This window comes from Kribbella hippodromi, assembly GCF_039531045.1.
In the GTDB taxonomy this organism is placed as follows: Bacteria; Actinomycetota; Actinomycetes; order Propionibacteriales; family Kribbellaceae; genus Kribbella; species Kribbella hippodromi.
On record NZ_BAAAPH010000018.1, the window covers coordinates 62,844 to 75,148 of the forward strand.

A 12,305-nucleotide genomic window follows, 5' to 3' on the forward strand; every position below is an offset into this window, starting at 1 on the left:
GCTAGCAGGATCAGCAGCAACACCGTCGTCGTTCGCCGGGAAGAAGGCACGGCTACCCCCTGTCGTCCGTACGACACTAAAACGACACGCGCTCCGGGTCCAGACGCACGCCCTCGGGTCCCGACGGACGAAACGGCCCGCCGGTCCAGCCGGCGAGCCGTTTCGGGTGGTGCTACTGGGTCAGGCCGCGGCCTTCGCCTCCGCCGGAGTGTCGGCGATGACCGACTCCCGGCGCTTGGAGATGTACACCGCGACCACCAGGATCGCCAGCGCGACGACCGCGATGATGATCCGCAGCGCGGTGTTGGTGTTGTTGCCGATCGCGGAGTAGCCGACGACGGCCGGGGCGATCAGCACCGAGACCAGGTTCATCACCTTGATCAGCGGGTTGATGGCCGGGCCGGCGGTGTCCTTGAACGGGTCACCGACGGTGTCACCGATGACGGTGGCCTCGTGCGCGGGCGAGCCCTTGCCGCCGTGGTTGCCGTCCTCGACCAGCTTCTTGGCGTTGTCCCAGGCACCACCGGAGTTGGCCAGGAAGACCGCCATCAGCGTACCGGCGCCGATCGCACCGGCCAGGTAACCGGCCAGCGCCGGCGCACCCAGACCGAAGCCGACGGCGATCGGCGCGGTGATCGCGAGCAGACCCGGGGTGGCCAGCTCACGCAGCGAGTCGCGGGTGCAGATGTCCACGACCTTGCCGTACTCCGGCTTGCCGGTGCCTTCCATGATCCCGGGGATGTCCCGGAACTGGCGGCGCACCTCGTACACGACGGCGCCGGCCGCGCGGCCGACCGCGTTGATGGCCAGCCCGGAGAACATGAACACGACGGCCGCACCGAGGATCAGGCCGACCAGCGTGCCCGGGTTGAACACCAGCGCGTCCGCCTCGAACTTGGCGTAGTTGTCCGCCAGCGCGGTCCGGATCGCGTCCGTGTACGAGCCGAACAGCGCGGTCGCGGCCAGTACGGCGGTCGCGATCGCGATGCCCTTGGTGATCGCCTTCGTGGTGTTGCCGACGGCGTCCAGCTCGGTCAGGATCTGGGCCGCCTCGCCCTCGACGTCGCCGGACATCTCGGCGATGCCCTGCGCGTTGTCGGAGACCGGGCCGAAGGTGTCCATCGCGACGATGACGCCGACGGTGGTGAGCAGACCACAACCGGCCAGCGCGATCGCGAACAGCGCGACGACGCCGGAACCACCGACCAGGAACGCGCCGTACACGGCCGCCGCGATCACCACGGCGGTGTACACGGCGGACTCGAAGCCGACCGAGATACCGGACAGGATGACGGTGGCCGCACCGGTCAGCGAGGTCTTGCCGACGTCCTTGACCGGCTTGTCCTCGGTCCCGGTGAAGTAACCGGTCAGGGCCAGGATGACGGCCGCCAGCACGATGCCGATGATCACCGAGACGGTGGCGATCAGCCGCGGGTCTCCGCTGGTGTTCGCGATCGAGGTACCGGCCGCGCCGGTCAGGTCCTTGAAGCTCCCCGGCAGATAGACGAACGCCGCCACCGCACAGAGCACGCCGGAGATGACCGCCGAGATGTAGAAGGCACGGTTGATCGTGCGCAGGCCGTTCTCACCGGTCCGCGGCCGGGTCAGGAAGACACCGACGACCGCGGTGAGCGCGCCGATGGCCGGCACGATCAGCGGGAAGACCAGGCCCTGCTCGCCGAACGCGGCCTTGCCCAGGATCAGCGAGGCCACCAGCATCACGGCGTAGGACTCGAACAGGTCGGCCGCCATACCGGCACAGTCACCGACGTTGTCACCGACGTTGTCGGCGATCGTCGCGGCGTTCCGCGGGTCGTCCTCGGGGATGTTCTGCTCGACCTTGCCGACCAGGTCCGCGCCGACGTCGGCGGCCTTGGTGAAGATACCGCCGCCGACCCGCATGAACATGGCCAGCATCGCGGCACCGAAACCGAAGCCCTCGAGCACGGTCGGGGCGTCACCCTTGAAGAGCAGCACCACCAGCGCGGCACCGAACAGACCGAAACCGACGGTGGCCATGCCGACCGTGCCGCCGGTCCGGAACGCCACCCGCATCGCCGGGTCGCGGCCCTCGTCCCGCGCGGCCGCGGCGACCCGGACGTTGGCGCGGGTCGCGAGCCACATGCCCAGGTAGCCGATCAGCGCGGAGAAACCCGCACCGACCAGGAAGAAGACCGATCGGAAGATCTTCAGCGTGGTCTCGTTGCTACCGTGGGCGGGCAGCAGGAAGAGCAGCAGAAAGGCGACCACGGCGAAGACGGACAGTGTCCGGAACTGCCGGCTCAGGTACGCCGAGGCGCCTTCCTGGACCGCGGCGGCGATCGTCTTCATGTTCTCGGTGCCATCGTTCGCGGCAAGCACCTGGCCCCGGAAGACCATCGCGATCGCGACCGCGAGAATCGCGATCACTCCGACGACGATCACCAGTGTGGTGTTGCTCGACGAAAGATCCACCGCTTGTGCAGCAAGCAGCGCGGACATCCGTCCTCCTTGTAGGCAACCCGTCCGGGCTTGACGGCCCCCGTCTGCCGCAACCGAAGGGTTGGGAAAATACGACACAGCGCCAGGGGTCTGACGCGGTGGGTCACTCTAACGGGTGACCGACCAGACCTGACGACAGGGTGGTCTACGCCATACCGGGCCGAAACGGCAAGAGGTGTGCCGAAACCTGAGCGCTACCGTCACCCAACGTAGCGACAGGGATACGTTTTCACTTGTTCAGATAGCGGAAGCGACATCGGGGTGGATGTCGAAGACCTTCGTCAGCCCGGTGATCCGGAAGATCTTCAGCAACCGTTCCTGGGTGCAGACCAGGGACAGCGAGCCGTCGTGGGTACGCACCCGTTTCAGTCCGCCGACGAGGACGCCGAGGCCGGTGGAGTCCAGGAACTCCACGCCTTCCAGGTCGATGACGAGGTCGTGGCTCCCTTCGTCGACGAGCGCGGCGATCTTCTCGCGGAGCTTCGGTGCGGTGTAGACGTCGATCTCCCCCGCCACCTCGATGACGGTGCGCCCGCCCTCGGCGCGCGCGGTCAGCGACAGATCCACTTCGGCCTCCGATCCCGTGAACTGCTGCATTCAACCATGTACGGACCGTGAGTGAGACCCGTTGCCGAAAACTCTTTCATCTCGCCCGACCGAAGTCGATTCCCGCCCCGAAAATGCCGTGTGCATCCGCGCGTGCATTCTCAGCCGGCACTCAGTGGGCACTCGGGCAGGCAACTGTCCTTGGCTGGACATAGGCTCGCCGCATGCGTGCGGGTGGTGAGGCGGCGGCCGTCCTGAAGCGCCTGGCCGCCGGGCGGGACGAGCGGCTGACGCATGTCGAGACCGTGCCGCCACGGCTCGGGCAGACCTGTGCCTGGCCGCGCTGGGTGCCGGACGAGGTGCTCGGCCAGCTGCGCGACGCGGGCATCACGGCTCCATGGACGCACCAGATCGCCACGGCGGAAGCGGCGTACGCGGGGAAGCATGTGGTCGTCGCAACCGGTACTGCCTCGGGCAAATCACTCGGGTACCTGCTGCCGGCCTTCGCGACGTTGAGCATCGCGCAGGCCGCATCGCCCCATCGCCGGACCGCGTCAGTGTTGTACCTGTCTCCGACGAAGGCGCTGGCCCATGACCAGCTCCGTGCTGTTTCGTCGTACACAGTGCCTGGTCTGCGGGCGACGACTCTCGATGGGGATTCGGAGCGTACGGAGCGGGACTGGGCGCGCGACCACGCGACGTACGTGCTGAGCAACCCGGACATGCTGCACCGGTCCGTACTGCCCAACCACCAACGCTGGGCGCGCTTCTTGGGCTGCCTGCAGTACGTGGTGGTTGACGAGTGCCACCACTACCGCGGTGTCTTCGGTGCACATGTGGCCGGCGTACTGCGGCGGTTGCGGCGGGTCTGTGCGCAGTACGGGGCACATCCGGTGTTCGTCTGCGCTTCAGCAACTGTGGCTGAGCCGGCCGTCTCTGGCGAGCGTCTGACTGGGCTACCGATGGTGGAGGTAGCGGAGGACGGTTCTCCACGAGGCGGCGTCGCCTTTGGGCTCTGGGAGCCGCCACTGACCTCTCTGCATGGCGAGAACGGCGCACCGGTCCGTCGGTCGGCTACAGCGGAGGTAGCGGACCTACTCACTGACCTGGTCATCACAGGTGTTCGCACTGTCGCGTTCGTCCGCTCCCGCCGTGGCGCAGAGTCCGTTGCGATGACCGCCCGGGAGAACCTGGCCGAGGTGGACCCCACGCTGATGGACCAGGTGTCGGCGTACCGGGCCGGATACCTCCCGGAGGAGCGCCGACGGCTCGAGAGCATGCTGCAGAGCGGTGAACTCACTGGAGTGGCTGCAACCAACGCCCTGGAGCTTGGCATCGACATTGCCGGCCTGGACGCGGTACTGCTGTCTGGCTGGCCTGGAACGCGCGCATCCCTCTGGCAGCAAGCTGGTCGCGCCGGACGAGCCGGTGGGGACGCGCTGGCACTGCTGATCGCACGGGACGATCCACTGGACACCTACCTCGTCCGGCACCCGAGTGCAATCTTCGGGCGGCCGGTAGAGGCAACAGTGTTCAACCCGGAGAACCCGTACGTCCTCGGACCACAGCTGTGCGCTGCCGCGCAGGAGGTCCCGTTGACCGCGGCCGATTTCGAGATCTTCGGGCGTACGACCGAAACGGTGATCGCCCAACTCGTCCGGCAGGGACTGCTGCGGGAGCGCCCGCACGGGTGGTTCTGGACCCGGCGGGAGCGCGCCGTCGATGCCATCGACATCCGATCGGCCGGCGGCAAGACAGTACAGATCGTCGAGGACCGGACCGGACGGTTGCTCGGTACCGTCGATGGCGGCTCGGCGCATTCGTCCGTACACGACGGTGCTGTGTACGTACATGGCGGCGAGTCGTACCTGGTGCGATCGCTGGATCTCGAAGAGCATGCCGCCGTCGTCGAGCCGGCTTCACCGGACTACACGACCTTCGCGCGGGACGTCACCGAGATCGGCATCCTCGCCACCGAAGAGACATGCACCTGGGGTACGGCGGAACTGTCCCGCGGCTGGGTCCAGGTGACCAGCCAAGTCATCTCCTACCAGCGCAAGCTGATCGCGACCGGCGACGTACTCGACGAACAGCCTCTGGACCTGCCGGAGCGCACCCTGCGGACCAAAGCGGTGTGGTGGACGGTGCCGGACAGTGTTGTCGAGGGTCTGGGTCTGGCCGACGTACCGGGCGCGGCGCACGCGGCCGAGCACGCGTCGATCGGCCTGCTGCCGCTCTTCGCCACCTGCGACCGCTGGGACATCGGCGGCGTCTCCACCGCACGGCATGCGGACACCGGCCGGCTGACCGTTTTCGTGTACGACGGCCACCCGGGCGGCGCCGGATTCGCCGACCACGGGTACGCGGCGGCGCGTGAGTGGTTGACGGCGACACGCCAGGCGATTGCACACTGTGATTGCACAGAGGGATGCCCTTCGTGCGTACAGTCACCCAAGTGTGGGAACCAGAACAACCCACTCGACAAGAGCGGCGCGGTAGTGCTGCTCACCGCACTTCTGAGCAGTGAGGCCTGAAAGGCCGGCCCGCCGCCGGCAGAAAGGCAGCTTGCCATGGCCGTACTCGGAATCGTCCTGGTCGTCCTTGCCGTGCTGTTCGGCCTGGGCGTATCGGTGTCATCCACCGCGTCCACCAAGCTGGAGGTCTTCGGCGTCGACTTCGGCGTCGCGGTACCGACGGTGTTCTTCCTCGGTGCGCTCGCCGGCGCCTGCCTGGTGGTCGGCGTCTGGCTGCTGAAGAAGGGCCTCGGCCGGACGTACCGCCGGCGCAAGGAGATGCGCGACCTCCGCAACCAGGTCACACACAGTGACACCGCTCCGGAGCTGACCACGGAAAGCGACGACAGCCGGCTGGACGAAGGGCGCGCGGACGCGGCTCGTACGGACCTGCCGGCGGGGGCGGACGAGAGCGCCGAGGAGCACCGGCAGACCCATCAGCCGCACTGACAACTCTGTTGCCTCCGGCATCAGCCGACGCGGCGATGTACCCGAATCACCAGGCGGGGACGGCGGATCTCGAACAGTTCACAGCCACGACACGGCACCAGCACAGTGGCCCAGCAGCCCGATTTCGATGCCTTGCGCAACGACTTCGGGCTGGCAGTTAGTTGCCATTGGCATCAAGTTTCGCGGAATCGGCATAACCTCCCCGGTCCGACCTGTGCCTTACTGGTTGTGGCGTCAACGTCGCGCTGAGTCACTGCCGGCATTTCGGCTCGCGCCACGTGGTCCCGACGACCTGACGCTCTGAGAAAGCACGACCTCTGGAGGTTGTCTTGATCATCCGTAAGCTGTTCAGCCGCACCGGCGTGGTGGTACTGGCGGTCAGCGTGGCGCTGGCCACCGCCATCCCGGCCCAGGCCGCGAACCCCGGATCCGGCGGTTCGTCGTCCGGTTCATCGTCCCAGGCCGTCAAGGTCGGTGTGGCCCAGCAGATCGCCACCCGCTCCGACACCCGGTACTGCCTGACCTTCGTGACCGCGGACAAGGTTCCGATGGCGGTCATGATGGCCTGTGCTCCGGGCAAGGAAGGCAAGACCCAGGAGTGGATCTACACCAAGTCCGGCCAGCTGCAGGTCGCGATGAGCAAGAGCGTCGGTGGCGCCCTTGCTTCGACCGGTGCCTGCCTGGACAGCGGTGCGGACGTGGCCAAGGTGCCGGCTTCCGCGCCTCTCCTGGTGCTGCCGTGCCGCAGTGGTGACGGCCAGAAGTGGAGCTACGACGAGAGCGCGGGCACGTTCGTGAACGCCGCCAGTGGTCTCGCCCTGACCTCGCTGCTTGGCAAGGGGAAGGCCAAGCAGGCACAACCGACCGGCAGCATGAGCACCGCCGGCACGCCGATCCAGGCCTGGGCCGGGCTGCCGGTACCGAGCCTGGACATCCTGGGCGCCGTCCTGGCCCTCGTGAACGCGCTGCTGGCATCGCTGGGCCTGGCCCTGCCGCTGCCGATCGCGGGCGCGGCGGCCAGCCTGCTGCAGCTGGTCCGGCCGCAGGTGCCGATCCCGGCCCAGATGACCGAGCTGCCGAAGCAGATGATGCAGCTGGCGCAGCGCTGATCCAAGGAGGATCCCAACCGGGCCCAGTGCCCAACAGAGGACGGCCGGCCCCGACATCGTCGGGGCCGGCCGTTTCTGTTTTCGGACCGACACTGCTGTTTCGTTGTCTTGGCTTCGTGATCTTGCCTGGTGAGCCGGCCCGACGGTCGCTCGATGCTCGGGGATGGCTCTCGGTTTCCCCGCTGCTTGCGCGTCAGCGGGAGCCCTGAGTCGTCGTCACCGCGAGACCGTCCGGCCGGCAGCCGTCACCAGGCGGCCACGATCACCACCAGCACCAGTGATGGCAGTGATCAAGCAGGTCGTCGAGAAGGCAGGCAACTCCGTGCAGTAGTCCCATGTCGTTCACCTCCGATCCACTGAACCGGTCGGCAAGACGCTACCTCCGCCGATCACGTTCTGTATCTACTCGACTACCTGTTGCCATGGAACCTTGAGCATCCTTTAACTCTTCCGCAACGCGTCAGGCGGGATCGCGACTTGACAGCCGGACCGGTCGTTGCCGTAAGCCCCTGACAACGTTCGCCATCGGGTTGGGAAAAAGTCTTCACATAGTCGCCGGGGAGTGCCAATCTTTGACCTTCACTGTTCTTCGCACTCTTTTCGACCGGCCTTGTGGACCACTTTCGCTAGGAGCGTTGATGCGATCTCTTTCCCGGGTGACCACCGCCGGCGTGCTCGGCGCCGCGGCCCTTGCCCTGCTCACCGGCTGTCTCGGCTCGTCCGGCTCGGGCTCCGGCGACAGCGGCGGGCAGGACGCGAACCGGAACGCAGAGGCGAAGAAGGTCGAGCTGACGTTCGGCTCCAACTCGGTCATGGGCGGCAAGAGCAGCGCCGGCGCGACCTTCATCTCCGACGTGCTGATCCCGAAGTTCGTCGCCGACCAGAAGGGCAAGGGCGTCGATGTCACCGTCAAGTTCCAGGGCGACGGCTCCGACGACGAGGTCTACAAGCAGAAGCTCTCCCTCGACCTGTCGAACAAGTCCGGCCCGGACCTGTTCCAGATCGACGGCATCTGGGTCGGCGAGTTCGCCCAGGCGAACTACATCAAGCCGCTGACCGACACCGTCGGCGCGGCCGGCAAGGTGGACGAGTGGGACGGCTGGAAGCAGATCCCGGAGTCCGTACAGGCCCTCGGCAGCTACAACGGCCAGCGCTACGGCGTCCCCGGCGGTACGGACGGCCGCGTGCTGTACTTCAACAAGAAACTGTTCCAGCAGGCCGGACTGCCCGCGGACTGGCAGCCGAAGTCCTGGGACGACATCATCTCCGCAGGCCAGGCACTGAAGAAGCTGTCCGGGGTCACCCCGATCCAGATCAACGCCGGTACGGCGATGGGCGAGGCGACCACCATGCAGGGCGTACTGCCGCTGCTCGTCGGCACCGGCACCACGGTGAACGCCGACGGCAAATGGCTCGGCAACACGTCGCAGCTCCGCCAGGTGCTGGACTTCTACCACCAGGTCTACTCGACCGGGCTGGGCGACCCGGTACTGCAGCGAGAGGCCAAGGGCCGGGACAAGTCGTTCGCCGAGTTCGCCGCGAACAAGATCAGCATCCTGCTGGAGAGCGACTACTTCTGGCGCAGTGTGGTCGAGCCCAAGGAGGGCGTCGCCAAGATGGCCGACCGGGACAGCGCGGTCGGCTATGCGCTGATCCCGGCCGCCAAGCCGGGCGGTGGCGTGAAGGGCCAGGACTTCGTCTCGATGTCCGGTGGCGGCGCGACCGTGATCAACCCGAACACCAAGTACCCGCAGCAGGCCTGGGAGTTCCTGCAGTTCATGAACTCCGCGACCATGGTCAAGGAGTCGCTGGACGGCGCCGCCAAGATCACCCAGCGGTCGGACGTCAACAGCGAGGTACTGAAGAGCGATCCGATGCTGAGCTTCGTCGCGGAGAAGGTGCTGCCGCTCACGCAGTACCGTCCAGGCCTGGCCGAGTACCCGAAGGTGTCGGCCGCGCTGCAGCAGGCCACCGCGGACGTGGTTGGCGGGAAGAGCACCGACCAGGCCGCGGCCGCGTACCAGAAGGCGGTCGAGACAGCGGTCGGCGGCAAGGACAAGGTCGCCAGTAACTGATGACTTCCGCCTCCGCACCTCCGGCGCCCGCGAAACCGGCACCGGGACGTGGACCGGCCCGGGGACCCGCGCGGGACGTCGCGGGCCTCGGCGTCGGCCGGGCCCTCGGCTTCGTCGCGCCCGCCCTGCTACTGATCGGCGCGTTCCTGATCTTCCCCGCGCTGTGGACCATCTACATCGGCGTCACCAACTACCGGCTCACCGGCGTCGAGGCGGTGTCACCGTCGATCGTTGGGCTGTCCAACTACACGAAGGCGCTGAACGACGCGCTCTTCCACAACGCGCTCTGGCTGACGATGCTGTTCGTCCTCGGCTCGGCGATCATCGGGCAGAACATCCTCGGCTTCACGCTGGCCTGGATTCTCCGGCGTACGCGGCCGGCTGTGCGCCGTACCGTCGAAGGTCTCACGCTGCTCGCCTGGATTCTGCCGTCGACGGTGGTCGCGTACCTGTGGGTCGCCTTCTACGACCGGGACGGCGGCACGCTGAACAGCCTGCTCGGTACGCCCGGTACCGCATGGCTGATCGACTACCCGATGATCTGCCTCGTCGTGTTCAACACCTGGCGCGGTACGGCGTTCTCGATGATGCTCTACTCGTCGGCGCTGCAGGCCGTACCGCCGTCGCAGCTCGAGTCCGCGCGGATGGTCGGCGCGTCCGGCTGGCAGACGCTGCGCGACGTGGTGTTCCCGCATATCCGCGGGCATGTGCTGACGAACACGCTGCTGATCTCCCTGTGGACAGCGAACGACTTCTCGCCGTTCCTGCTCACGAAGGGCGGACCGAACCACGAGTCCGAGACAGTGCCGGTCTACATCTACAACGTCGCGCTCCAGGGCGGTGAGCTCGGGTACTCGTCGGCGATCTCGTTCCTGCTGCTGATCGCGAACCTGCTGGTCTCATTGGTCTACCTGCGATTGCTGCGGAGGCGCGCATGAGGCCCGGGTACGTCGTACGCCGGATCGGGTTCTACGTCCTGATCTGCGCGATCACCCTATTCTTCGCCGTACCGATGCTGTGGATCGCGTCGGCGCCGTTCGACAAGAACCCCGGTCTCGGGGTGCGCTGGCCGGACTGGACGCTGGAGAACATCCGCAAAACGCTCGACCACCCGTACGCGCTGCACTCGATGGTCAACTCGTTGCTCATCTGCGTGACCACCGCGATCGCTGTCACCGCGTTCGCCGCGCTCGCGTCGTACGCGCTGTCCCGGGTGCGGATTCCGGGACGGGACGCGTTGCTGTACGGGTTGCTGCTGCTGTCATCGGTGGTGACCGGGACCGCGGCGATGGTGCCGATCTTCGTGATGATGTTCCAGCTCGGGCTGATCGACTCCCGCTTCGGCGTCGCGCTGGTGATGACCGGTGGGTTGCTGCCGGCGGCGATCTTCATCCTGAAGGACTTCGTCGACGCGGTACCCAAGTCGTACGAGGAATCGGCCCGGGTCTTCGGCGCGTCCACCGGGCAGATCCTGCGCGACGTCGTACTCCCGGTCGCGCGGCCCGGTCTCGCGACCATCATGGTCTGGGCGTTCGTGAACTCGTGGGGCAACTTCCTGGTGCCTTTCCTGCTGATCCGGTCGATCGACAAGCAGCCCGGTGCGGTGCTGATGCAGACCCTCACCGACGAAGGCGGCAGCGTGAACCTGCAGGTCCTGCCGGTGTTCTCACTGCTCTTCTCGATCCCGGTCGTCGTGCTGTACCTGCTGGTGAACTCGCGTTACGGGTTCCGTTTCCACGGAGGGATCAAGAGCTGATGTCTGTCCTGTCTGTGTCTGTCCTTACTGTGTCTGTCCTGTCTGGGCAAGAAAGGATCGGTTGCTGATGGCGGGCATCGACATCGAAGGCCTCGCGACCGTGTACCCGAACGGGGTACGCGCCGTCGACGGCCTCGACCTGCACGTGGCCGACGGCGAGTTCTTCGCGCTGCTCGGGCCGTCCGGCTGCGGCAAGACCACCCTGCTGCGGACGATCGCCGGCCTGGAGACCGCGTCCGAAGGCACCGTCCGCATCGACGCCACCGACGTCACCCGAACGGAACCGGGTAAGCGCGGAGTCGCGATGGTCTTCCAGGACTACGCCCTCTTCCCGCACATGAGCGTCGCGGAGAACATCACGTACCCGCTGAAAGTACGCCGGGTCGCCGCTGCCACCCGTACCGAAACCGCGGAGCGTACCGCCGGCGAACTGTCGCTGCAGGGCCTGCTCGAACGCAAGCCCGGCCAGCTCTCCGGCGGCCAGCAACAGCGCGTCGCCCTGGCCCGCGCGATCGCCTCCGAAGGCAAGGTCCTGCTGCTCGACGAACCACTCTCGAACCTGGATGCCCGGCTCCGGCTCGAGGCGCGGACGTTCCTGAAGAAACTCCAGCGCGACCTCGGCATCACCACGGTCTTCGTCACCCACGACCAGGCCGAAGCCCTCGCCCTCGCCGACCGGATCGCGGTCATGGAGTCCGGCAAGCTCCGCCAACTCGGCTCCCCGCGCGAAGTCTTCGCCCGCCCCACCAACACCTTCGTAGCCAACTTCATCGGCTCCACCCCCATGAACCTCCTCCCCGGCACAGTCACCACGTCCGCCGGCGCCCCTGCTCCGGCTGCCGATCACCCCACCGACGCCGGCGCCTCCAGCTCTGCCGGGGCGGTCACTTCCGCCGGGGCAGTCACTTCCGCCGGGGCATCCCCCACCTCCGTCGTCGCCGCTTCCGGCTCAGCCAACGGAGCGGTAGGCGTGGTTTCAGTCGCCGGCGGTTCCTTGCCCGCGACAACCATCTCCACCCCCGCCGGCGCAGAGGTAACCGTCGGCATCCGCCCCGAGTACCTGACTCTGACCACGTCGGACATCCCCGGCCCCGCCCTCCGCGGCACCGTCGTCGTCGCCGAGAACCTCGGCACCCAATCCCTGGTCACCGTCGACTGCGACGGCACCCTGATCGGCGTCACCGTCCCCGAAGAAACCGAACCGGCCCCGGGCACCCCGGTCACCCTCACCGCCCCACCCACCCGAGTCCTCCTGTACACCAAGGACACCGGCGACCTCCTAACCCACCAACCAACCCCAGTCCCCTAACCACCGCACCAACGCACCGCACGACCCGGTCCGTGTCCGACCAACCCACACGGCACGGCACGACTC

The 12,305-nt window shown here is 67.2% G+C and carries 9 protein-coding genes; 7 read left to right on the plus strand and 2 right to left on the minus strand.

Annotated elements, in window-relative coordinates; genetic code table 11:
* Nucleotides 1-180 precede the first annotated feature (180 nt).
* Together ABD260_RS25770 and ABD260_RS25775 are read right to left on the minus strand one after the other, a co-directional pair.
* A complete protein-coding gene (locus ABD260_RS25770; RefSeq protein ID WP_344237232.1) occupies nucleotides 181-2,481 on the minus strand; it encodes a sodium-translocating pyrophosphatase in 2,301 nt (766 codons plus the stop codon).
* Nucleotides 2,482-2,718: 237 nt separating this feature from the next.
* The gene (locus tag ABD260_RS25775; protein WP_425553390.1) at nucleotides 2,719-3,078 is read right to left on the minus strand and encodes an STAS domain-containing protein; all 360 of its coding nucleotides are present in this window, start codon (nucleotides 3,076-3,078) and stop codon (nucleotides 2,719-2,721) included.
* Between the two features lie 173 nt (nucleotides 3,079-3,251).
* Here ABD260_RS25775 and ABD260_RS25780 point away from each other — a divergent pair, with 173 nt between their 5' ends.
* The 7 genes from ABD260_RS25780 (at nucleotide 3,252) to ABD260_RS25810 (ending at nucleotide 12,239) form a co-directional block, all read left to right on the plus strand.
* Nucleotides 3,252-5,561 (plus strand): DEAD/DEAH box helicase, encoded by a 2,310-nt coding sequence (locus ABD260_RS25780; RefSeq protein ID WP_344237234.1) that lies wholly within the window; start codon nucleotides 3,252-3,254, stop codon nucleotides 5,559-5,561.
* A gap of 36 nt (nucleotides 5,562-5,597) precedes the next feature.
* Nucleotides 5,598-5,990 (plus strand): hypothetical protein, encoded by a 393-nt coding sequence (locus tag ABD260_RS25785; RefSeq protein WP_344237236.1) that lies wholly within the window; start codon nucleotides 5,598-5,600, stop codon nucleotides 5,988-5,990.
* A 329-nt stretch (nucleotides 5,991-6,319) separates the two neighbouring features.
* Nucleotides 6,320-7,099, plus strand: coding sequence for a hypothetical protein (locus tag ABD260_RS25790; RefSeq protein ID WP_344237238.1), 780 nt, complete (start codon nucleotides 6,320-6,322; stop codon nucleotides 7,097-7,099).
* A gap of 638 nt (nucleotides 7,100-7,737) precedes the next feature.
* The gene (locus tag ABD260_RS25795) at nucleotides 7,738-9,174 is read left to right on the plus strand and encodes an extracellular solute-binding protein (protein WP_344237240.1); all 1,437 of its coding nucleotides are present in this window, start codon (nucleotides 7,738-7,740) and stop codon (nucleotides 9,172-9,174) included.
* Entirely contained in the window at nucleotides 9,174-10,112 is a 939-nt protein-coding gene (locus ABD260_RS25800) for a carbohydrate ABC transporter permease (RefSeq protein ID WP_344237242.1), read from the plus strand. The genes ABD260_RS25795 and ABD260_RS25800 overlap by 1 nt, the downstream gene beginning before the upstream one ends.
* Nucleotides 10,109-10,930 carry a carbohydrate ABC transporter permease gene (locus ABD260_RS25805; protein ID WP_344237244.1) on the plus strand — a complete coding sequence of 274 codons (822 nt, stop codon included), beginning with the start codon at nucleotides 10,109-10,111 and terminating at the stop codon, nucleotides 10,928-10,930. The genes ABD260_RS25800 and ABD260_RS25805 overlap by 4 nt, the downstream gene beginning before the upstream one ends.
* A gap of 67 nt (nucleotides 10,931-10,997) precedes the next feature.
* Entirely contained in the window at nucleotides 10,998-12,239 is a 1,242-nt protein-coding gene (locus ABD260_RS25810) for an ABC transporter ATP-binding protein (RefSeq protein ID WP_344237246.1), read from the plus strand.
* Nucleotides 12,240-12,305 lie beyond the last annotated feature (66 nt).

What these genes read in the sequence shown, in the direction of transcription:
- ABD260_RS25770 (WP_344237232.1), bottom strand. Translation starts at nt 2,481, where the DNA reads ATGTCCGCGCTGCTTGCTGCACAAGCGGTGGATCTTTCGTCGAGCAAC.
- ABD260_RS25775 (WP_425553390.1), bottom strand. Translation starts at nt 3,078, where the DNA reads ATGCAGCAGTTCACGGGATCGGAGGCCGAAGTGGATCTGTCGCTGACC.
- ABD260_RS25780 (WP_344237234.1), top strand. Translation starts at nt 3,252, where the DNA reads ATGCGTGCGGGTGGTGAGGCGGCGGCCGTCCTGAAGCGCCTGGCCGCC.
- ABD260_RS25785 (WP_344237236.1), top strand. Translation starts at nt 5,598, where the DNA reads ATGGCCGTACTCGGAATCGTCCTGGTCGTCCTTGCCGTGCTGTTCGGC.
- ABD260_RS25795 (WP_344237240.1), top strand. Translation starts at nt 7,738, where the DNA reads ATGCGATCTCTTTCCCGGGTGACCACCGCCGGCGTGCTCGGCGCCGCG.
- ABD260_RS25800 (WP_344237242.1), top strand. Translation starts at nt 9,174, where the DNA reads ATGACTTCCGCCTCCGCACCTCCGGCGCCCGCGAAACCGGCACCGGGA.
- ABD260_RS25805 (WP_344237244.1), top strand. Translation starts at nt 10,109, where the DNA reads ATGAGGCCCGGGTACGTCGTACGCCGGATCGGGTTCTACGTCCTGATC.
- ABD260_RS25810 (WP_344237246.1), top strand. Translation starts at nt 10,998, where the DNA reads ATGGCGGGCATCGACATCGAAGGCCTCGCGACCGTGTACCCGAACGGG.